The sequence below is a fragment of the Nocardia sp. NPDC057353 genome (genome assembly GCF_042667085.1).
Classification (GTDB): Bacteria; Actinomycetota; Actinomycetes; order Mycobacteriales; family Mycobacteriaceae; genus Nocardia.
In genome coordinates, this window is record NZ_JBHVAK010000021.1 from 1 (window position 1) to 20639 (window position 20639).

At 69.8% G+C, this 20639-nt stretch carries 19 protein-coding genes, 1 other RNA gene and 1 pseudogene; 16 read left to right on the forward strand and 5 right to left on the reverse strand.

Features of this window, described 5'->3' with window-relative positions:
- The coding region (locus ACFUUZ_RS13315) for a hypothetical protein (RefSeq protein WP_378695712.1) at nucleotides 1-1008 on the forward strand (1008 nt) is incomplete at its 5' end.
- On the opposite strand, the gene ACFUUZ_RS13320 is transcribed toward ACFUUZ_RS13315, so the two are convergent.
- Nucleotides 995-1720 (reverse strand): HAD family hydrolase, encoded by a 726-nt coding sequence (locus ACFUUZ_RS13320; protein ID WP_378695714.1) that lies wholly within the window; start codon nucleotides 1718-1720, stop codon nucleotides 995-997. The genes ACFUUZ_RS13315 and ACFUUZ_RS13320 overlap by 14 nt on opposite strands.
- Before the next feature lie 104 nt (nucleotides 1721-1824).
- Complete coding sequence (gene mobF / locus ACFUUZ_RS13325) at nucleotides 1825-6012, reverse strand: MobF family relaxase (RefSeq protein WP_378695716.1); 4188 nt, start codon at nucleotides 6010-6012, stop codon at nucleotides 1825-1827.
- Nucleotides 6013-6678: 666 nt separating this feature from the next.
- Between mobF and ACFUUZ_RS13330 the strand changes: the two genes are divergently transcribed.
- Both ACFUUZ_RS13330 and ACFUUZ_RS13335 read left to right on the forward strand, forming a co-directional pair.
- Complete coding sequence (locus tag ACFUUZ_RS13330; protein ID WP_378695718.1) at nucleotides 6679-6852, forward strand: hypothetical protein; 174 nt, start codon at nucleotides 6679-6681, stop codon at nucleotides 6850-6852.
- Nucleotides 6853-7107: 255 nt separating this feature from the next.
- Nucleotides 7108-7365, forward strand: a complete 258-nt coding sequence (locus ACFUUZ_RS13335; protein ID WP_378695720.1) for a hypothetical protein — start codon at nucleotides 7108-7110, stop codon at nucleotides 7363-7365.
- 5 nt (nucleotides 7366-7370) lie between these two features.
- Here ACFUUZ_RS13335 and ACFUUZ_RS13340 read toward each other — a convergent pair whose 3' ends face one another.
- Nucleotides 7371-9107 (reverse strand): recombinase family protein, encoded by a 1737-nt coding sequence (locus ACFUUZ_RS13340; RefSeq protein WP_378695723.1) that lies wholly within the window; start codon nucleotides 9105-9107, stop codon nucleotides 7371-7373.
- A gap of 48 nt (nucleotides 9108-9155) precedes the next feature.
- Between ACFUUZ_RS13340 and ACFUUZ_RS13345 the strand changes: the two are divergent.
- From ACFUUZ_RS13345 to ssrA, 13 genes and pseudogenes are all read left to right on the forward strand, one after another.
- Nucleotides 9156-9254 (forward strand): annotated as a pseudogene (locus tag ACFUUZ_RS13345) (helix-turn-helix domain-containing protein); the annotation flags it as partial.
- A 54-nt stretch (nucleotides 9255-9308) separates the two neighbouring features.
- Complete coding sequence (locus ACFUUZ_RS13350) at nucleotides 9309-9875, forward strand: transcriptional regulator (protein ID WP_378695894.1); 567 nt, start codon at nucleotides 9309-9311, stop codon at nucleotides 9873-9875.
- A gap of 261 nt (nucleotides 9876-10136) precedes the next feature.
- Nucleotides 10137-11483: an NAD(P)/FAD-dependent oxidoreductase gene (locus ACFUUZ_RS13355; protein WP_378695725.1), complete on the forward strand. Its 1347-nt coding sequence runs from the start codon at nucleotides 10137-10139 to the stop codon at nucleotides 11481-11483.
- 39 nt (nucleotides 11484-11522) lie between these two features.
- Nucleotides 11523-12641, forward strand: coding sequence for a peptide chain release factor 2 (gene prfB / locus ACFUUZ_RS13360; RefSeq protein ID WP_378695727.1), 1119 nt, complete (start codon nucleotides 11523-11525; stop codon nucleotides 12639-12641).
- Between the two features lie 114 nt (nucleotides 12642-12755).
- Entirely contained in the window at nucleotides 12756-13622 is an 867-nt protein-coding gene (locus ACFUUZ_RS13365; RefSeq protein ID WP_378695729.1) for a mechanosensitive ion channel family protein, read from the forward strand.
- Nucleotides 13609-13764 carry a hypothetical protein gene (locus ACFUUZ_RS13370; RefSeq protein WP_378695731.1) on the forward strand — a complete coding sequence of 52 codons (156 nt, stop codon included), beginning with the start codon at nucleotides 13609-13611 and terminating at the stop codon, nucleotides 13762-13764. Before ACFUUZ_RS13365 ends, ACFUUZ_RS13370 begins: the two co-directional genes overlap by 14 nt.
- 45 nt (nucleotides 13765-13809) lie before the next feature.
- A complete protein-coding gene (ftsE, locus tag ACFUUZ_RS13375) occupies nucleotides 13810-14499 on the forward strand; it encodes a cell division ATP-binding protein FtsE (RefSeq protein ID WP_378695733.1) in 690 nt (229 codons plus the stop codon).
- Complete coding sequence (ftsX, locus tag ACFUUZ_RS13380; protein ID WP_378695735.1) at nucleotides 14499-15404, forward strand: permease-like cell division protein FtsX; 906 nt, start codon at nucleotides 14499-14501, stop codon at nucleotides 15402-15404. Before ftsE ends, ftsX begins: the two co-directional genes overlap by 1 nt.
- Nucleotides 15405-15487: 83 nt before the next feature.
- Nucleotides 15488-17344, forward strand: coding sequence for a DNA helicase RecQ (gene recQ, locus ACFUUZ_RS13385; protein WP_378695737.1), 1857 nt, complete (start codon nucleotides 15488-15490; stop codon nucleotides 17342-17344).
- Complete coding sequence (locus tag ACFUUZ_RS13390) at nucleotides 17344-18399, forward strand: metallophosphoesterase (protein ID WP_378695739.1); 1056 nt, start codon at nucleotides 17344-17346, stop codon at nucleotides 18397-18399. The genes recQ and ACFUUZ_RS13390 overlap by 1 nt, the downstream gene beginning before the upstream one ends.
- A gap of 50 nt (nucleotides 18400-18449) precedes the next feature.
- Nucleotides 18450-18665 (forward strand): hypothetical protein, encoded by a 216-nt coding sequence (locus ACFUUZ_RS13395; RefSeq protein WP_378695741.1) that lies wholly within the window; start codon nucleotides 18450-18452, stop codon nucleotides 18663-18665.
- 48 nt (nucleotides 18666-18713) lie between these two features.
- Complete coding sequence (gene smpB / locus ACFUUZ_RS13400) at nucleotides 18714-19187, forward strand: SsrA-binding protein SmpB (RefSeq protein ID WP_378695743.1); 474 nt, start codon at nucleotides 18714-18716, stop codon at nucleotides 19185-19187.
- A 47-nt stretch (nucleotides 19188-19234) separates the two neighbouring features.
- Nucleotides 19235-19603: a transfer-messenger RNA gene (gene ssrA, locus ACFUUZ_RS13405) on the forward strand.
- A 70-nt stretch (nucleotides 19604-19673) separates the two neighbouring features.
- Here ssrA and ACFUUZ_RS13410 read toward each other — a convergent pair.
- A complete protein-coding gene (locus tag ACFUUZ_RS13410) occupies nucleotides 19674-20129 on the reverse strand; it encodes a cytotoxic translational repressor of toxin-antitoxin stability system (RefSeq protein WP_378695745.1) in 456 nt (151 codons plus the stop codon).
- Nucleotides 20105-20545: a prevent-host-death protein gene (locus tag ACFUUZ_RS13415; RefSeq protein WP_378695747.1), complete on the reverse strand. Its 441-nt coding sequence runs from the start codon at nucleotides 20543-20545 to the stop codon at nucleotides 20105-20107. Before ACFUUZ_RS13415 ends, ACFUUZ_RS13410 begins: the two co-directional genes overlap by 25 nt.
- Nucleotides 20546-20639 lie beyond the last annotated feature (94 nt).

A 20639-nucleotide genomic window follows, 5' to 3' on the forward strand; every position in this document is an offset into this window, starting at 1 on the left:
AGCTCGTCGGGGTACTTCTTCGGTGCTGCCATACGGGGCTCCTTCCTGGTCCTATCGGACCATGCTGAGCCCTCCAGAGAACCGGGGGAACCTCAAGCGGAGAAGTCCCTGGATAGCTTCGCCGCCATCACCGATCTACTGGCGGGTCAGCGTCAAAGCATCGCTCCTCATGCCCTGATCGGCCCAATCGAGGCACATCGAGATGCCGTATCAGCCCTGTTTCGCGCTGCGACGGACGAACGCACGAAGCGCCATGCCGGGGCCTTGCTGGGCGAGACCTCCATTGTGGCGAGCCGTGTGTGGAGCGCGATCGGTGATCGGTCGATGGCGCTGACGCATTGCGCCTTCGCCCGCAAGCTGTCGGATCGGCTACAGGACAGGACTATGGGCGCGGTCGCGCGGATATTCGAAAGCAACCTGCGCTCCGATGCTGCGACGTTGATCGGTTCCGATGGCGATGTCGTGATCGGGCTCCGACTCTTGAAAGAGGCGGCCACAGTCTCCGACTTCCTGCCACCTGCGGCACGAGCACGCATCGGAGCTGAGCAAGCACAAGCCTATGCGGTGCTGGAACTACGAGAAGAATGCGAGAACGCGCTTCACCGCGCCCAGCGAGCCGCCGAGGATGTCGATGAGACCAATCTGACGGGGTTGTTCAGCGATTGGACCACGACACGTATCCAGGTCTACGTCGGTACGTGCCAACTGCTGCTCGGCCAACCGAAGCGGGCAATCGCTGCACTGACCGAAGCGTTGGACGCCCCCCGACGAGACAGCCCGAATGTCGATCTCGCCGCACGGGTGGACCTCGCCAGCGCCTATGCGTTGTCCGGCGAGCTGGAAGAGGGTTGCCGGATCCTCGCTGATACCTACGATGCGCTAGCGACCATGGGCAATCACCGTGGAATCGAACGGGCGCAGAGAGCGATCGAACGGTTGGCCCCGTGGCAGGATGAACGGCCTGTGCTCGCGATGCGGGAACGGGTCGCCAGCATCAACGACTCTTGATCGACTCCATCGCTGCCCGGATCGCCTGCGCGACCGCGTCGGGTTCCAGACGACTGACGATTGCGTCGGGTGAATGCTGCGCCAGCTCGTCGGCTGGCAGTCTGTGCGCTACTGCGACGACCCCGAAGCCTGCGTGACGTGCGGTCGCGATGTCGTTCGGCGCGTCGCCGATGATCACGGTCCGTGCCGGGTCGAGCGGATATCCGAACCGTGCCTGAAATCGGTCGGCGACGAAAGCGGGCAGATCGAACCGCTCGCGCGCATCCGAACCGAACGCACCGAGGTCCAGATTGAGGTCTGCGGCGAGACCCGAGACTCTGAGCTTGAATTCGGCTGATACCCGCAGGTTGCCGGTGAGGACGGTCTGGACATAGCCCTTCTCGGCAAGCGCGGCGATGGTGTCGGCAGCGCCGGGGTAGGCGGCCTGATCACGAGCAAACTCCGCCTCGCCCTGGGCCATGACATCCATGAGCACGTCGGCGTAGCGACCGAAACCTTGCTCCGCCGTCGCCTCGGCGACTCCGGAGGCGATAGCCGTATCGATGACGATCGACTCGTCGGTATAGCCGTGAACGCGCGACGCGGGAAACACGACCGCCGACTCATCCAGGTAGTAAGTGCGGGCCACAGCCCGCCTCAACCACCGTAGATCCGCAGGAATCAGAGTGCCGTCCACGTCCCAGACAACAAGTCCCGCGTTCGTCTCGCCCATGTCCACGGATTCTTGCAGACGAGATTGGCGGACGCAGGTGCACCCAAACAGCACGAGCGTGCCCAGCGTGCCGGGACCCCTGAGCAACGACCACCAATGGGTCTTTACCAGTCGATTCCGTGGCTTGTATCGGGCCCGGGGTCGGTGTAGGGGTAGGGGCTGAACTCGTCGCCGTCGTCGTAGGGCGGGGGGTCGTAATCGGCGTAGTTGCCGAGGGCGGCGGCGTCGATGGCGTCGGAGATGACGAGTCCGATGGGGTCCGGTTCCGGCTCTGGCTGCGGGGCGGGCTCGGTGGTGGTCGGCGGTTCCGGGTCGGGTGTGGGGGTGTTGTCGCGGCTGGTGGCAGAGTCGGGGCGTGGGGCATCGGCGTGGTCGATTTCCAGGCGTGCCCAGAGGGCGGCGGCGGGCATTTCGTCGGGGAGTGGTCGTGCCTGGCCGGCCTGGGTGAGCTGGTGTTCGATGTCGAGCCCGGCCGCAGCGGCGGCGTCGAGGCGGGTGGCGATCAGCGGCCAGGTGAGGTCGGTGCTGATGCGGGGGTCGATCCGGTCCACGGTGGCGGCCCACCGGTGCTGCGGCAGCTCGGTGTCGTCGCCGGTCTCCGCGATCCGGTGTTCGAGTTGTTGTTGGTAGTCGCGTTCCGCGGTGAGGGGCCGGGCTGGGCCGGTGGGGCGGTGGTCGGTGTCGGGGATGTGGAGCCCGGCTCGCCAGATGGCGAGGTCGGCCAGCAGGTCGGGGCTGGTGCCGAGTAGTGGTCGTGCCCAGTCGGGGGCGGTGGAGTGGGTCCAGGTGTGGGCGGTGTCGGTGATCTGGCGGGCGAGCTCGGTCACGATTCGTTCCCGCGCCTGCACGGGCGCGGTGAGGTCGGGGCCGGTCGCGGTGGCGGCGGCGGGCAGTCCGGGTGTCCAGGGCAGTGGGCCGGGGCCGGTGGCATGGCGGCGGGTGGGGTCGAGCCGCCAGTCCAGCACGGCGGCGGGATCGTCGGCGGTGTCGAGTTCGCGGGCGGTCACGGCGGCGCGTAGCTCGGTCATCGGGTCGGCACCAGTAAGGGCGAGCATGGCGAGGTGCTGGCGCAGCACCGGATAGGCGGGGCTGTCGGTCAATCCCGGAACAAGGCGGTCAGCGGTGCGGTCGATCGCCACGAGTTGTGTAGTGCCGAGCGCGTTTTCGGCGGTGAGTCCGAGGGTGTCGAGGTAGGTGTCGACGGCTCGGCCGATGCGGCGGGCGGGGTCGAGGGCGTCGCGGAGTTCGGTGTGCGCGGAGGGGCGGGTGGCGTCGCGGTCGAGGACGTGTTGGAGGTGTTCGACGGCGGTGCGGGGGTGGTGGCCGGGCAGGGTGTAGATGTCGCCTTCGTCGCCGTCGAGGGCGGTGGCGATGTAGGCGTGGTTGGCGTGGCGGCCGCGGGTCATCGCCACGTAGAGCTGCTGGCGAGATTCGCGCCCGGACAGGGCGACGTGGCAGGTGTCGGTGGTGATGCCCTGGGCGGAGTCGATGGTGGTGGCATAGCCGAGGGCCAGGTGCTCGCGCACGTACTCACCTGGAAGGTGCACAAGTGTTCCGGTGTCGCGGCCGTGCACACGCCGCGCCAGGGTCACGGTCTGGTCGGGGTGGACCTCGCGGACAGTCCAGGTGTAGCCGTTGCGGACCCAGTCGTTGTCACGCAGGCGTAGGCGGGGGTCGTTGCGGCGGGTGCGCACGGTGTCTCCGGCCGACGCTTGCGACCCGTCACCGAGGACCACGACCGGCCCGCCGGTCGGTGCTCCGGTGCGGGCGAGCCGGTCGGCGCGGGCGCGCAGGTTGAGCGCGGCGGCGATGTCGTGAGTAGGGGCGAGCATGACCGCGTCCGCTCCGGCGGCGGTGTCGGCGGCCCAGGCGCGGTAGGTGTCGTCGTAGACGGTGCCGAGGTGCCCTGCGTGGATGCGTCCGTTGTCGAGGTACCAGGCCAGCGCGGTCGGGTCACCCTCGCGCAGCCGCTTCGATGCGAGCGCTTCCCCGCGTCGGGCGAAGCGCACCACCTCGCTGAGTTCGGGCGTCTGCTGCGGTGAAGCGTGGGCCATGTCGGCCTCCACGCCCCCGGCGTCGATCGCGGAGAGCTGCCGGTCGTCGCCGATGCAGCGGACGGTGGCACCGCGCCCGGCCAGGTAGCGCAGCATCCGCAGGCGTTTCGCGGTGGGGACGGTGACGTGTTCATCGACGATCACCAACGTGGTCGCGTCGATGTCGAGCACCCATTGCGGCAGATTCGGCGGAAAGTCCGCGGTGACGACGTTGCCCGGCTGGTGGGTGTCCAGGACGTGCAGGAGCTTGTCGACGGTTTCGGCGCGGGCGCGGATGGATTCGCCGAGCCCGGCTGCTGCGGCGGCCGTGGGCGCCAGCCCCAGCACCGTTCCGCCCTCGTCGGTCCACGCGGTCGCGAGGACGTGCATGGCGGTGGTCTTGCCGGTGCCTGCTGGCGCGTTGGCGCTGTGCACGCGCATCCCGGCCGTGGCGAAGGACTCGATCACCCGGACCTGACCAGCGTTAAGGGCTTGGCCGGGGTGGGCGCGGTTGTAGGCGGTGACGGCGCGGGCGACCGTTTCGGGGTCCAGGACGGCTCCGCCGGGCTCGACGGCGAGCGCGATCAGCTCGGCTTCGGCGGCCAGGGTCGATTCGGTGGTGTAGATCTGGGCGTTGGCGCGCGTGTGGACGGGGGTGCCGTCGCGGCGGCGCAACCACGCCGGCACCGCACGCAGATCCGGCTCAGCGGCGATATCGGGATCACCCCGCGCCACCGCCGACGCGGGGGACAACGCCTGCTCCACCACCGCAGCGGCGACGTGAGCCCAGTGCTCGGGGGCGACGGTGCCGCGTAGCTGGCGCTCAACCTCGGCGCGCAGGTTGAATGCCCGCCACGTCGCGCGCTTGCCCGACACCGCCGCCAACGCCTGATCGGCTACGTGGGTGATGAACGCGTGATCCGGCACCGGACGCGCGACAGGTGCGGGCGAGAGCACGCGCGCCACGACATCATCGACACCTGCCCGGCCGCCTATCAGTTCTTCGGCTTGGGCGAGCCAGTCGGCGCGCTGCTCGGTGCGGGAGCCGGGTGCGTGCTTGCCGGGGCGTGTTTCGAGGGTGGCGCGCTGGGCGAGTTTGTGGACTTCGTCGGGGGTGGGTTCGCGCCCGAATGTGGTCTGCCAGGCGGCGGTGAGGGTGTCGAGGCGGTCGGTGATCGCGGCCCCGCGCCGCGACCACCGCTCGATCAACGCCAGCGGTACACCGGCTATCTCGCGGACGCGTACCTTGTCGGGGTGGCGGCCGGGGCGGGTGTAGAACTGCACGCCGAGCGCGGTTTCGAGGTGGTGTTCCAGGCGGGTGTCGTAGATTTCGGACACCGTGACCACGGCCTGATGGATGACCGCGCCGTCGATAGTGCGCCACTTCCCGTCCTCGGTGCGGACGCGGTTGGCGATCAGGACGTGGGTGTGCAGGTCGGGGTCACCGGCGCGGGAGTCTCGGTGGTCGAAACTGGCCGTAATAGAGCCTTGTACGTCGATCTGGCGCACGCCGTTGCGCCCGAGCCGGGTGAACAGCGCGTTGTCTTCGAGCCAGCCGAGCGCGTCGCCGATCGCGGCGCGGTGCGCGGTCTCGATCTGCGCGGCCAACTCGGGTCCGGCGATGGCCCACAGCGCGGAGACGGATTTGACGGGGCTGAACGTGAAGTCGAATCCGGCCACGGCGGTGCGGTCCGGGCGCGAGTTCTTGGCGACCCATCCCGACAGCTCGCGCGGGTCCAGCGGTGCGCGCCCCAGTTCCGCGGTGAACATCTCGGTCGCCACGGTGGTGCGGATCTGTGCGCGTGTCTCGTCGGGGATGTGGGCGGTGACGCACTCGCCGCGCTCGGTGCTGTAGTCCCGGTACGCCTGTGCGGTCGCTGCGCGGTACCCGGATTTCGAGGTGTAGACCGCGTACCGGTTGCCCAGATCGGCGGCCTTGTCCGCGAGCTTGGCGGCCTGGGCGGGCGGCACCCCGGCCGCGAGGTGCTCGGCGGCGGCCTGTGTGCGGATGCGGTCGGCGTCGGGGTGGATGCCGGTGCCGAACAGGTTCCGCATTTGGTCTTCGGTGATCTCCGCACCCTCGGTCAGGCCGAGCGCGGCAAGCCCGGAACCACTCCAGGTTCCGGGAGCCTCGCCGTGCTCGGCGTAGTACTCCGACAGCGAGGACCGCCCGCGCGCCGTGGTGTCGTTGGCGGCGGTGTTGCGCAGGTAGTACTCGTAGCCGTTGCCTGCGGCGACCTTGTGCATGGTCGCGACCATGCCTCCATGAAGCGCCTACTACACTTCGTAATTCAAGTAAGAAAACCCTGAACATAGCGCGACCAGGCACAATTCGTGGCCGGACACACCCGAGATGCAAGATGTCTGCTTGTGAGGGGATCGGGATATACCGGTAGGGGGTATGAGGGGGAGGTGTGGAGAGGGGAGGAAGCTGCGGGGGTGAAGGCGTGAGCGGTGGGGAGAGGATGGGGCGGGGTGTGGGGGCGGTGGATTCGGATGGATGCGGGTCACGGATCGGGAACCGGTAGCGGTGCCGGAGCGGCCCGGCGGCGTCGGCCGCCATCGGCGCGCGCCGCGATACGGGCGGGGTCGCGCATCGTGCGTGCACGCCGGATCTGGCACGCTTTCGCGAGTTCGGGCACAGTGGTTGGCGGTTAGTGGGGACTGACATCAGCGAAGGGATGTCGATCACCCATGTCCACCAGTAGAAGAACGCGATCCCGCACCGGCCGGTCCGGCCAGTCCGAGGCGGCGCGACGCGCCCACGGTGACGCGCAGGTGCGAGCGGCTGCCCCCGCCACACCGTCACCGGGCGCGGACTCCGGCCCGGCAGCACTGCCCGATCAGGCGCGTACCGGACCGCCCGCAGCGGCACCGCCGCCGCCGGACCCGCGCACCGGCACCGGCTCCGGCGCTGCGGCGAACGTGATCGGGCCGACCAGCGAGGCGACCCGCCGCCTGGTCGCCGAAAGCCGGGCACGTCAGGGGCTGTCGCCGAACATCGACAACCCGGCCGTCATCGAATCGCTCGCGCTGTTCGTGCGCAACGCGCTGGCGACCCTCGAGCAGGACGGTCCCGGCGGCGACAGCCGGACATGAGCGAGCCACAGCCCGGATCGGGGCGGGTGGTTACAAGATCGGGCACAATCGGTGGGGCCGAGGGAGAATCTGCGGGCCGGTGAGTTCGGGTACTTGATCGAAGGAAGTACCGACTTGTCCGACAACCGAAGAACAGGCTCACGCGCCAGCGGGGACGAGGCCACCCGCCGTGCCCACGCGGACGCGCGAAGGCAAGCAACTCTCGAGCCGCCGCCCGGTGGTGAGGGCCGAGCGGTCGCACCGCCCGATGAGGCGGTGAATGCGACCGAGGACCGGGCCGCGCCGCAGCGGCCACCGGCCACCGGCGCGAGCCGCGCCGCCGCGCCGGGATGGGTCGGTCCGACCAGTGAGGCGACCCGCCGCTTGGTGGCCGAGAGCCGGGCACGTCAGGGCTTGTCGCCCAACATCGACAATCCGGCCGTCATCGAATCCTTGGCGCTGTTCCTGCGCGACGCGCTCTCGACTCTGGACCCCGACAGTCCCGGCGGTGACGGCGGTGACGGCGGGGTGTGAGCGGGTCAGAGCTGTCTCCACACGATCTCGACCGCAGAGGTGTCGAAGCGCCGATACACCCGCCCGTTCTGGTCGCGCCACGACGTGGCGTAGATCCTGGCGGGACGCACGATCACCTTCTCGATCACGCGGGCAGCGGCGTCGTGGCGCCAGCGCGATCCCTTGGATGCCCATGCCTTGCGCAGCTCGCCGGGGCTCGAGCCCAGATCGGCCAGCATCGCCAACGCCCGATCGCTGCGCAGCGAGTCCTGCTCGGCGCGCAGCTTCTTCAACGCGGCCTTGAGCGCGGTGATGGTGCGTTCGATCACCCGCAACTCGTCTTCGTCGCCTTCGGCGCCCGACAGCAGCTCCGCGCGGCGGTCGGCCTCGGCGTCGAGATTGCCCGCGGTGGTCTCGATGCGGCGCTGCAATGCTGCGATCTGCTCGGCGTTATCGTTGCCGCGCTCGAGGCGGGCGAGGATCTTCGGGTCCTCGTAGACCGCGATCACCTGTTCGGCCACGTACATCTCGAGCGCGTCGGCGTCGCGGTAGACCCGCCCGCACCCGCACTCCACCTTGCGCGCGTCCTTGCGGCGACACACATACCGGCGCTGCTGGGTCACGCCGTCCGCGCGCTTGCGCCCCAGCAACGACCCGATCATCCGCGCCCCGCACACCTGCCCCGCACGCTGCATCCCCTCGGGCCGCGTACCGGCGCACTCGACCAAACCCGTCAGCCAGTACTCACCGTTGCGCTGGCGGGGCTTGGTGGGGTCCTTGGCGCGGCTGTGCGCGCGCAACCCGGCCGCGATGGCGTCGTGCTCGGCGCGGGTGAAGATCGCGGGCCACTGCGCGCGGTGCCGGGTGCCGGTGCGGGCGTGGACCCGGATGCCGTTGCCCTCCGGGTTGTCCAGGCACGGGCAGCGACGCCCGTGCGCGTCGGTGTGCTCGCCGAGGTCGTAGGCCACATACGCCTCCAACGTCAGCGTCTTGCCGAGCTTGCCCACCCGCCACGCCTTGCCCTGCGCGGTCGTGATCCCGCGCCGGTGCCAATCGGTGACCAAACTCGTCTGCGATTCCCCGTTGATGATCCGCGTCCCGCCCTCGCGCAGCACCGCCACCTCCGCCTCCCGCAGCGCGTCGCGATCGACTACCTCGGCGCCGGTGAGCGGATGACGGCCGACGACCTTGCCGTAGCCGAACCGGCGCGAACCGCCCTGGCTGACTCCCTTGGCGGCTTCCTCGCTCATCCGGTCCAACAGGTTCTCGGTGTTGGTCTCCCGGTACTCCACCGACTCGGCGACCTTCACCATGAAGCTCTTGCGCCCCGCGCCGGTGGTCAGATCGGGATCGGTGTCCTTGACCAGCATCAGCCGCACGCCCCGGTCCCGGCCCAGCTTCATCAACTCCGCGCCGAGGTCGTAGTCACGGGTCAGCCGCGCCACATCGCGAGCAAGCACGGTCTTGGCCGGGCCGGTCGTCACCAGCCGCAGCACTTCGCGCAGCCCCGGCCGGTCGGTGTCGGCTCCCGACAGGTCGTTGTCACACAGAATCCGTGCCAATGCCAGCCCCTTGCGCTCGGCGTAGGTGAGCTGGGCCTTGGCCTGCAACTGCACACCCTCCGCGCGGTCCTTCTCATCGCGAGAGATGCGCACGTACCCGTACACCCACTCCGACGGGTCCACCCCGGAAGCCGAATCAGCAAGGGCCGCATTGATTTCGGTCAGCCACTCCGGCTCGGTCCGGGTCGTTCTCGATGTCATAACTCCAGCCTACGAGTAGGAGTGTGTAACTGACCCCTCGCTGGGGTCAGTGTCGAATACATCGTCCGGCTCGAACAGGGCCGCGATCGCCACCCTTCGCCGTCGGTGCTCGCTGCCATCGCCGACGTCCTGCAACTCGCGCCGAGCGAGCGCATCCACCTGTATCGGCTGACCAAGGCCGGTCACCCGGGCTTCAACTGCATGGGCGGCGCCGGACCCGTCCGCACCGTCCGCCCCGCCGTCCGCGCGATCCTCGACCACCTGGAACCGGCCGCCGCCGTGGTCGTGAACCGCCTCAGCGACGTCCTCGCCCACACCGCGGGCTACCGCCGCCTGATGACCCCGACGGGCCTGCTCGACGACCCGTCCACCGCCAACCTCGCCCTGTTCGTCTTCGGCGACGCCCGAGCCCGCGCCTTCTACCCGGACTGGGACCACATCGCCGACCAGCAGGTCGCCGCGCTCAAGCAGGGGCCCTTCCGGCGGGATCCGGCGACGGCGGCCCTCGCCGACGAACTCGAGATCCTCGCGGGTGCGGAGTTCACGCGGCGGGTCGCCACGGTGCCGAGCCTGCCCGCCGCAAACGGCACGACCAGGGTGGTGCATGCCGAGGCAGGTCCGCTCCGGCTGCGGTACGAAACCCTCGATCTCCCCGCGGACGACGATCAGCGGCTGTTCATCCACCTCCCGGCCGACGAGTCCACCACCGCCGCGCTGGACGAACTCGCGGGCCGCCACCGCGGTGAGTTGCGCGCGATTCCTGGGTGATCCGAGCTGTCATCTCGACTACATCCCCGGGGTGCGCGTATGACTGCGCGGAGAGTTTGCCGTACGGCTCGGCCGACGTTGCCGCGGCTACGAGCCCGTGCGATCAGCTGCGCTCGGCAACAATGCTTTTCGATTACTGTCGCCTTCCGTAGCCAGGTGGCTCCCCGCCGATGCCCTGCGGTTCGTCGACGTGGGAGCGCGCCGTTAGACAACCGACCGGTCGGCGCGCGCATTCCCCGCCCGACCGGCAGGATCACCCGCATGTCGGAACGCTACGACGTCGTGATCGTCGGCGGGCGCTGCGCGGGCTCCGCGCTGGCGACATTGCTGGCGGGACGCGGCTTGCGCGTACTCGTGCTGGAGCAGGCCAAGGCGCTGCGGAACACCCTCTCCTCCCACGTCCTGCAGACCGACGCCGTCACCTTCCTCGACCGCGTCGGGCTCACCGAGAAGATCAGATCGACCGGCGCGCCGTTCATGAACCGGGTGGACAGCCGGGTGGACGACTTCCACGCCGTGATCGACTACCCGCTCGAACCCGGCGACGTCGGTGGCGCGGTGGCGGTCCGCCGCGACGTCCTCGACCCGCTCCTGGCCGACGGCGCCGTGGCCGCGGGCGCCCGGTTCCGGCTCGGCGCCGAGGTGACCGGCATCGTGCGCGACGCGGGCGGTCGGGTCGGCGGGGTGCGGGTGCGCTGCGGCCGCACCGAGCGCACGGTGCAGGCGAGCCTGGTGGTCGGCGCGGACGGGCGCCGGTCCACCGTCGCCGCGCTGTGCGGGGCGCGCCGCTACAACGTCACCGACAACGAGCGCTGGTACTACTACACCTATTTCGAGAACGCGCGGTGGGAGCAGCCGACCTTCGTCTTCCACCGCTGGGGTGACCGGCACGTCTTCGGCGGCCCCGCCGACAACGGCCGCTACCTCGTCGGCGTCTCCCCGGAGCACCACGAGCGGGCGCACTTCCGCGCCGACCTGCGCGCCTCGGTGCGCGCGCACGTGGCAGGCTGCGCGCCGATCGCGCAGGCCCTGACCGAGGCGCGGCAGGTCGACAAGGTCTACGGAATCACCGGTTTCCAGGGGTACTTCCGTGAGCCCGCGGGCCCCGGCTGGGTGCTGATCGGCGATGCGGGCCACTTCAAGGACCCCGCCGTCGGCCGGGGGATCGCCGACGCGTTCGCCCAGGCGCAGCAGGTCGCCGCGATCGTCGGCGACCTGCTCCCCGAGCACGGCGCGGAACGGCTGGACCGGGCACTGGCCGCCTGGGGCCGTTCCCGCGACCGCCGGTACGCCGACTTCTACTGGATGGCCGCCGACATCGGGTGCGCGGGCGCGATCCCCGCCGTGTACCCGGCCCTGCTCGGGGTGCTGGCCCGCCAGGGACGGATCGAGGAGTACCTGCGGCTCTACAGCCACCGCCGCACCCCGACCCAGCTGATGCACCCCGGCGACGTCGGCGCCGCGATCCTCGCGATGCTGCGCGCGCCCGGATCGCGCGCCGCGGGCGCCAGCGAGCTGACCTCGACCCTCCGCCGCGAGGCGCGGCGCCGCTACCGCTCGCTGCGCCCCGCCTTCGCCCCGGCCACGGACGTCGGCGAAGTCGCCTGAATTCGGGCGCCGACTGCCCGCCCGGTAACCTTGACCACCGTGCATCCCGACGTCTCCGCAGATCTGGCCGAACTCGACACCACCCTGAAAACGGTGGAGTCGGTCCTCGACATCGAGGAACTGCGCCGCCGCATCGACGAGCTCGAGCACCAGGCGGCCGATCCCGACCTGTGGAACAACCAGGAGCACGCCCAGCAGGTGACCAGCGAGCTCTCGCACGCGCAGAGCGAGCTGCGCCGCGTCTCCGAGCTGCGGCAGCGGCTGGAGGACCTGCCGGTCCTCTACGAGCTGGCCGAAGAGGAAGAGGGCGAGGCGCGCACCGCCGCCCTCGCCGACGCCGACGCCGAGCGCACCGCGCTGCACGCCGACATCGAGGCGATGGAGGTGCGCACCCTGCTCTCCGGCGAGTACGACAAGCGCGACGCGCTGGTCAACATCCGCGCCGGCGCGGGCGGCGTCGACGCCGCCGACTGGGCCGAGATGCTCATGCGCATGTACATCCGCTGGGCCGACCGGCACAAGTACGGCGTCGAGGTCTACGACACCTCCTACGCGGAGGAGGCCGGGATCAAGAGCGCCACCTTCGCGGTGAAGACGCCGTACGCCTACGGCACGCTCTCGGTGGAGATGGGCACGCACCGGCTGGTCCGGATCAGCCCGTTCGACAACCAGGGCCGCCGCCAGACCTCGTTCGCCGAGGTCGAGGTGTTGCCGGTGGTGGAGACGACCGACCACATCGAGATCCCCGAGGGCGACATCCGGGTGGACGTGTACCGCTCGTCGGGCCCCGGCGGGCAGAGCGTCAACACCACCGACTCGGCGGTCCGGCTCACCCACATCCCCACCGGCATCGTGGTGACCTGCCAGAACGAGAAGTCGCAGCTGCAGAACAAGATCTCGGCCATGCGCGTGCTGCAGGCCAAGCTGCTGGAGCGCAAGCGGCAGGAGGAGCGCGCCGAGATGGACGCGCTCAAGACCAACGAGGGCGCCTCCTGGGGCAACCAGATGCGCTCCTACGTGCTGCACCCCTACCAGATGGTCAAGGACCTGCGCACCAGCTACGAGGTGAACAACCCGAGCGCGGTGCTGGACGGCGAGATCGACGCCTTCATCGAATCCGGCATCCGCTGGCGCATGTCGGACGCGCAGTCCGGGTAGCCTGCCGCGCAACCTCTTCGGGGTTTCCCCGCCCGGGCCGAGATCGTGGCCGAATCGTTGTAATGTGGTCGGCGTGCGTGTTCCGGACAGTGGTGAATCTCGGAGGTGGTGGCGGTGAACGGGCTCGGTACGGCCCTGGCACTGGCGCCCGCGGCGGACACCACGGCCTGGCTACGCTCCAGCGGGCTGGAGATCGTGCTGCTGATCCTCGGGGCGATCCTGTTCAGCCGGTTCGCCACCTACATCCGGGATCGGGTGACGCGCAAGATCGACGCGGGGTTCCGCAGCAGTGACGCGCTGGTGCGCTCCGAGGCGGCCAAGCACCGGCACGCGCTGGCCCAGGTGGTCACCTGGGTGGTGCTCACCGTCGCCTACGTGCTGGTCGGCATGGAGGTGCTCGGGCGGCTCGGCTTCGCGGTCGGCGGGCTGGTCGCCCCCGCCGCGGTGCTCGGCGCCGCGCTCGGCTTCGGCGCGCAGCGCATCGTCCAGGACATCCTGGCCGGGTTCTTCCTGATCACCGAGCGGCAGTACGGCTTCGGCGACGTGGTGAGCATCTCGGTGACCGGCTCGGCCGAGCAGGCCGAGGGCACGGTCGAGGACGTCACGCTCCGGATCACCACGCTGCGCAACGCCGACGGCGAGGTGATCACGGTGCCGAACGGGCAGATCGTGAAGGTCACCAACCTGTCCAAGGACTGGGCGCGGGCCGCGATCGACGTCCCGGTGGCGGCCAGCGCCGACATCACCCGCGTCAACGAGATCCTGCACGAGGTGGGCACCCGGGCCTACCAGGACAGCAAGCTGCAGCCGCTGCTGCTCGACGAGCCATCGGTGATGGGCGTCGAGGATCTCACCGTCGACCAGATGAACATCCGCATGGTGGCGCGCACGCTGCCGGGCAAACAATTCGAAGTCGGTCGCGAGCTGCGGGTCCGGGTCGCCGCGGCGCTGCGCCGGGAGGGTATCAGTGAGACCACGTAAGTCCACGGCGATCCTGGTCACCGCCTGGTTGGCCACGTTCGTCCTGTATCTGTTCGTCAAGCCCGCGGAGCCGTCGACCTCCGGCCCGGAGTGGCCGTCGCTGGTCTCGGTGGTGGACAGTGTCCCGCTCCCCGCGCCGTAGCGGGGTCCAGGGAACCGGGCCGGGCCCTGGCTAGACTGGCTCCCCGTGATCACCATGCGCAACGTCACCAAGTCGTACAAGACGTCGACGCGGCCCGCGCTGGACAACGTCACCGTCGAGATCGGCAAGGGTGAATTCGTCTTCGTGATCGGCCCCTCCGGCTCCGGCAAGTCGACCTTCATGCGGCTGCTGCTCAAGGAGGAGACGCCGACAAACGGCGAGATCCGGGTCGCCGACTTCCGGGTGAACCGGTTACCGGGCCGGAAGGTGCCGAAGTTGCGCCAGCGCATCGGCTGCGTGTTCCAGGACTTCCGGCTGCTGCAGCAGAAGACGGTCCAGCAGAACGTCGCCTTCGCGCTGGAGGTGATCGGCAAGCGCCGCGAGTTCATCGAGCGCACCGTCCCCGAGGTGCTGGAGATGGTCGGGCTGGGCGGCAAGGCCGACCGGCTGCCCTCCGAGCTCTCCGGCGGCGAGCAGCAGCGCGTCGCCATCGCGCGCGCCTTCGTCAACCGGCCGCTGGTGCTGCTCGCCGACGAGCCGACCGGCAACCTGGACCCGGACACCAGCGCCGACATCATGTACCTGCTGGAGCGGATCAACCGCATCGGCACCACCGTGGTGATGGCGACGCACGACAACAACATCGTGGACGCCATGCGCAGGCGCGTGGTCGAGCTCGATCGCGGCCGACTCGTCCGCGACGACGCGATCGGCGTCTACGGGGTTGGTCACTGATGCGGCTGAGTTTCCTGTTCGGCGAGGTCTCCGAGGGGCTGCGCCGCAACATCACCATGACCCTCGCCATGATCCTGACCACCGCGGTCTCGCTCACCATGCTCGGCGGCGGGCTGCTCGCGGTCCGCATCGCGGACAAGACCGAGCAGTACTTCCTGGACCGGCTGGAGGTGCGGCTCTACCTCACCGAGGAGATCTCGGCCACCGACCCGGACTGCTCGCAGCCGCTCTGCAGCGGCCTGGCGGCCGACCTCAAGGCGACGCCGGGCGTGGTCTCGGTGCAGTTCCTGAACCGGGAGGACGCGGTCCGCGAGGCCAAGGAGAAGACCTTCAAGGACCAGCCCGAGCTGGCCCAGTACGTGAGCGAGACCCCGCTGCCCGCCTCGCTGCGGGTGAAGATGACCGACGCTTCGAACTACCCGCGGATCCTGGAGGAGTACTCCATCCGCCCCGGCGTCGGCACCGTGCGCAACGACAAGGACATCGTGGACCGGCTGGTCAGCCTGTTCGACGGGCTGCGCAACGCCGCCTTCGGGCTCGCGGTGCTGCAGGCCGTCGCGGCGATCATGCTGATCGCCAACATGGTGCAGATCGCGGCCTTCACCCGGCGCACCGAGGTCGGGATCATGCGGCTGGTCGGCGCCACCCGCTGGTACACCCAGCTGCCGTTCCTGCTGGAGGCGGTGGTCGCCGCGCTGGCGGGGTCGCTGCTCGCGGTGCTCGGGCTGGTGGTGGCGCGGCCGCTGGTCATCGACAGCGCGCTCGGCGACCTCTTCGCCAGCAAGGTGTTCCCGCGGATCACCGGCGAGGACATCGCCACCACCGCGCTGGTGATCGCGCCGGTCGGCGTCGTCTTCGCGGGCATCACGGCGTACGCGACGCTGCGCTACTACGTCCGGGAGTGACCGTTTCGTCCCCAACCCGGGGTCCATCCACAGGCGGGCCTGCGCGGCTGTTCGCTGTCGCCGCGCACTCGTAGGATGGCCGCGTGGATTCACCCGCCGCCACCGCCCAACTCGACCTCGGCACCGACGACGCCGCGCACGAAGTGCTGCGCCGGGTCTTCGGCTACGACGCCTTCCGCGGCGAGCAGCACGCCATCGTCTCGCACCTGGTGGCGGGCGGTGACGCGCTGGTCCTCATGCCGACCGGCGGCGGCAAGTCGCTCTGCTACCAGGTGCCCGCGCTGGTCCGGCCAGGCACCGGGCTGGTGATCTCCCCGCTGATCGCGCTCATGCAGGACCAGGTGGACGCGCTGGCGGCGCTCGGCGTGCAGGCGGGCTTCCTCAACTCCTCGCAGAATCCGGACGAGCGCCGCGAGGTCGAGCGGCGCTTCGTCGCGGGCGAGCTCGACCTGCTCTACCTGGCGCCGGAGCGGCTCCGGCTGGAGTCCACCGCCCGGCTGCTGGACCGCGGCAAGATCGCGCTCTTCGCCATCGACGAGGCGCACTGCGTCTCCCAGTGGGGCCACGACTTCCGCCCCGACTACCTGGAACTCTCGGTGCTGCACCAGCGCTGGCCGGACATCCCGCGGATCGCGCTCACCGCCACCGCCACCGAGAAGACCCGCGAGGAGATCGTCCAGCGGCTGGAACTCGGCGGGGCGAGGCGGTTCGTCGCCGGCTTCGACCGCCCCAACATCCAGTACCGGATCGAGCCCAAGAACCGCCCGGACAAGCAGCTGCTCGACTTCATCAAGGCCGAGCACCCCGGCGACGCGGGCATCGTCTACTGCCTCTCCAGGAACTCGGTGGAGAAGACCGCCGCCATGCTGAACCAGAACGGCATCGCGGCGGTGCCCTACCACGCCGGGCTGGACAACCGGACCCGCGCCGAGAACCAGTCCCGCTTCCTGCGCGAGGACGGGCTGATCGTGGTCGCCACCATCGCCTTCGGCATGGGCATCGACAAACCGGACGTGCGCTTCGTCGCCCACCTCGACCTGCCCAAATCGGTGGAGGGGTACTACCAGGAGACCGGCCGCGCGGGCCGCGACGGCCTGCCCTCCACCGCCTGGATGGTCTACGGCCTGAGCGACGTGGTGCAGCAGCGCAAGCTGATCGAGGGCTCCGAGGGCGACGCCGCGCACCGCAGGCAGCTGCAGCTGCACCTGGACGCCATGCTCGCGCTCTGCGAGACGGTGAGCTGCCGCCGCACCCGGCTGCTCGCCTACTTCGGCCAGCCCGGCGATGCCTGCGGCAACTGCGACACCTGCCTCACCCCGCCGGAGACCTGGGACGGCACCGTCGCCGCGCAGAAGCTGCTCTCCGCGGTGCTGCGGCTCGAGCGCGAGCGCGGCCAGTCCTACGGCGCCGGGCACATCATCGACATCCTGCTCGGCAAGCAGAACCCCAAGGTGCTGCAGTACGACCATCACGAGCTCAGCGTCTTCGGCATCGGCACGGACTTGCGCGACACCGAGTGGCGTGGCGTGGTCAGGCAGCTGCTCGCCCAGGGGCTGCTCGCGGTGCGCGGCGACTACGGCGTGCTCTCGCTCACCGAGGCTGGCAGCGAGGTGCTCTTCGCGGGCCGCCAGGTGCCGATGCGCCGGGAGCCGGAGCGGGCGGCCAGGCCAGCCCGGTCGAGCCGCGGCGCCAAGGCCGCCGTCGCCGATCTCCCCGCCGCCGACGTCCCGGTCTTCGAGCGGCTGCGGCAGTGGCGCGCGAGCACCGCCAAGGAGCAGGGCGTCCCCGCCTACGTCGTCTTCCACGACGCCACCCTGCGCGAGATCGCCGCCCGCAAGCCGGGCAGCCTGAGCGAGCTCGGCGCCGTCGGCGGCGTCGGCGAGAACAAGCTGGCCAAGTACGGCGAGCAGGTGCTCGCCGCGCTCGCCGAGGAGGCGTGATGGTGCTGGATCGGCGCGGTTTCCTGGCGGGCGCCGCGATCACCGTCGCGGGGGTGCCGCTGCTCGGGCTCACCCCCGCGCAGGCGGTCGCGCCCGAGGTCGCCAAGCACCCCTTCCCCTCCGGCGAAGCGGTGCGCGTGCTGGTCACCGGCGACGCGGGCACCGGCACCGCCAACCAGTGGGCGGTCGCCGACGCGGCCCGCGCCGCGCACGCCCGCGCCCCCTTCGGCCTGGCGCTCGGCCTCGGCGACAATATCTACGAGCACGGCCCCAGCGGCCCCGGCGACGTGCAGTTCGCGACCAAGTTCGAGGAGCCCAACCACGGCCTCGACTTCCCCTGGCTCATGGTGCTCGGCAACCACGACAACAGCTCCGCCCTGCCCGGCGACGGCGGCTGGCTGCTGCGCGGCAACGACGAGGTCGCCTACCACGCGCTCTCCGCGCGCTGGTGGATGCCGAGCCGGTACTACTCGGTGCGGGTGCCGGAGCAGAACCCGGTGGTCGAGTTCTTCGTGCTCGACATCAACCCCGCCGCCGCCTACCTGCCCCCGCTCGACCCGTACTGGTCCGGCACCGGCATCTTCATGGTCGAACAGGCCGCCTGGCTGGACCGCGCGCTCGCCGATTCGCCCGCCCAGTGGAAGGTCGCCTGCACGCACCAGCCGTTCTGGTCCAACGGCCCGCACGGCGACGCGGGCCACTACGAGGGGCTCACCGTGGAGCCGGTGAACGGCGTGCACGTGCGCCGCTTCCTCGACGAGCACGTCCTCGGCCGCTGCCACCTGCTCTTCTCCGGCCACGACCACACCCTCCAGGTGCTGGAGCCGAGCCCGGAAACCCGCGGCACGATCCAGCTGGTCAGCGGCGCCGCCGCCAAGACCGCGACCGGCCTGCCCACCGGCGGCGCGGGCGCCCACCCGGCCCGCTTCGACACCAGGCACCAGCTCGGCTTCATGGTCGCGGAGTTCCGCCGCGGCGGGATCGAATTGGAGGTCGTCACAGTCGATCCTGGCTCCGGCGCGGCGATCTCCGAATTCCGCGGTGCCCTGGCCTGACACGCTGCGAACATCCGGCGCCGAGAGCCCGCGCCGGTTACCGTGCTCGCATGGCGGACGATGACGACGCGCCCGAACTCATCGGCGGCGGCGGTGGCGGTGCCGACGCGGGCCCGCGCACCCCGCGTACGCACGACCCGGTCGAGACCACCTGGCTCGGCACCCGGCGGCCCCCACCACCCCGGCTCGGCCGGCCGCGCGTCTCCACCGTGCTGCTCGTCCTCGCCTTCGCGGCCCTGCTGACCGCCTACATCATGCTGCGCTGAGCTCCACCGGGAACAAACGCGTTGCGGTGCGCCTTTAAGGTTGACGTCATGAAGGAACAGGGGCGCAAGGTCATCGCGACCAACCGCAAGGCGCGGCACAACTACTCGATCCTCGATGTCTACGAGGCCGGGATCGCGCTGGTCGGCACCGAGGTCAAGAGCCTGCGCGAGGGCAAGGCCTCGCTGGTCGACGCCTTCGCCACGGTCGACAACGGCGAGGTCTGGCTGCGCGGGCTGCACATCCCCGAGTTCAGCCACGGCACCTGGACCAACCACGCCCCGCGCCGCGTCCGCAAGCTGCTGCTGCACAAGAAGGAGATCGAGCGGCTCGTCGGCAAGTCCCGCGAGGGCAACCAAACCCTGGTGCCGCTGTCGATGTACTTCTCCGACGGCAAGGTGAAGGTCGAGCTCGCCCTCGCCCGCGGCAAGCAGGACTACGACAAGCGCCAGGACCTGGCCAAACGCGACGCCGAGCGGGAGGTCACCCGCATCCTCGGCAGGCGGATAAAGGGAATGCGCTGACCCGGTAGAGTGTTAATATGACTAGCCCGCAGAGCGCGGGTGCGTACGGGGCTGAACGGTTTCGACTGCGTACGTTGATTCAGGGGAAGCGTGTCGGTGCAGGCAAGAGACCACCGTAAGCGTCGCTGCAACCAATTAAGCGCCGATTCTCATCAGCGCGAGTACGCCCTCGCTGCCTAAGCGATAGCGTCTCTGTCGGCCCAGGGCATGCCCTCGGCTCCGGTGCCGGCATCAGCTAGAGGGCTTACCGTCCGGCTCGGTCGCGGAGTCGTACGGGAGCACAAACAGCGACTGGGATCGTCATCCCGGCTGGTCCGCGTGACCGGGAGATCCGAGTAGAGATACAGCGGACTGCACACGGAGAAGTCCTGAAGACACGACGGAGGACCCGGGTTCGATTCCCGGCAGCTCCACAGCAAGGCCCGGTCCACCAGGACCGGGCCTTCGTCGTTCACTCCGCAGATCTGCTGTCTGCGCGACCTCTTCTCACTGCTCGGCCCAGAAGGCGTCGAGCCGAGCGACGGCTTGCTCCTTCGTCAGCTTCTCGATCTCGTCCGGATCGAGACCCACCAGGCGCATCAACTTCTCCGCGACGCCGAGCGGGATGGGTTCCTTGTCCGGGATGGTGACGGCGCCGGTGACCCGTGGTGGTCGCGTGCCGTCCTTCACACACGCCCAGAACTGCGCCTCGTTGACTTCGAGTTGGTCCTTCAGGATCTGGCACCACATCCTTGCGCCGTAAGTGGTGTTGTCCATCGGCCGCGAAATTCTGGTGCGGAGCATCCGGCCGTCCGCCAAATGCAGTTCCCAGGTGCTGTGGTGGCCGACGACTCCGCCCTTGGCATTGCGGACCTGTGTCCAATTGTCGTTGCGGCAGAAGGTGTTGTGCGCCTTCTTGGTGCCCGGCGGATACCTCGTCACCGCTCGGCCGCCGTCAGCCACTCCTTCAGCTGCTCGTCCGTGGATAGCTCGACGAACTGGACGAAATCCACGTTGTGGCGGTGGTTGAGTGCCGCATGCAGGTGGTCCTGCCAGTCGTCGGCGTATTCACGCATCGCCTCGATGAGTGCCGCGATGGCTGTGTCGAAGTCACTTTCCTCGACGGCCAGGGGCAGACCGGGCAGGTAGGCAACCCAGTTGCCGTCCTCGCGGACGACCTGCGGTTCGTGTTGACGGATGATCTGGGCGAGCAGGGAGCGAAGTCGGCCGACTTGAACCAGGGCCGAGTCCTGGCCCTTTCGGGAGACGACGGCGAGGTTTCCCTGCTCCGCCGCGGTCAGCATCTGACTGAAATTGTCGCGCGCACTGTGCATGGAGTTGTAGCGGGTCACCGACGTGATCCGTTCGATGGTCGTCATCAGCACCTCAGATCGTCGGCCCAGCGACATTGTGGACATCGTGTACATCATGTACATGCTGCCCGGGACGCGCCAATGCAGACACGCCGGATGC

Excerpts from the sequence above, each read along its gene's own strand:
- mobF (WP_378695716.1), bottom strand. The coding sequence starts at position 6,012 with ATGGTCGCGACCATGCACAAGGTCGCCGCAGGCAACGGCTACGAGTAC.
- ACFUUZ_RS13340 (WP_378695723.1), bottom strand. The coding sequence starts at position 9,107 with ATGACATCGAGAACGACCCGGACCGAGCCGGAGTGGCTGACCGAAATC.
- ACFUUZ_RS13395 (WP_378695741.1), top strand. The coding sequence starts at position 18,450 with ATGGCGGACGATGACGACGCGCCCGAACTCATCGGCGGCGGCGGTGGC.
- ACFUUZ_RS13415 (WP_378695747.1), bottom strand. The coding sequence starts at position 20,545 with ATGACGACCATCGAACGGATCACGTCGGTGACCCGCTACAACTCCATG.
- ACFUUZ_RS13390 (WP_378695739.1), top strand. The coding sequence starts at position 17,344 with ATGGTGCTGGATCGGCGCGGTTTCCTGGCGGGCGCCGCGATCACCGTC.
- ftsX (WP_378695735.1), top strand. The coding sequence starts at position 14,499 with ATGCGGCTGAGTTTCCTGTTCGGCGAGGTCTCCGAGGGGCTGCGCCGC.
- ACFUUZ_RS13320 (WP_378695714.1), bottom strand. The coding sequence starts at position 1,720 with ATGGGCGAGACGAACGCGGGACTTGTTGTCTGGGACGTGGACGGCACT.
- smpB (WP_378695743.1), top strand. The coding sequence starts at position 18,714 with ATGAAGGAACAGGGGCGCAAGGTCATCGCGACCAACCGCAAGGCGCGG.
- ACFUUZ_RS13355 (WP_378695725.1), top strand. The coding sequence starts at position 10,137 with ATGTCGGAACGCTACGACGTCGTGATCGTCGGCGGGCGCTGCGCGGGC.
- ACFUUZ_RS13350 (WP_378695894.1), top strand. The coding sequence starts at position 9,309 with ATGGGCGGCGCCGGACCCGTCCGCACCGTCCGCCCCGCCGTCCGCGCG.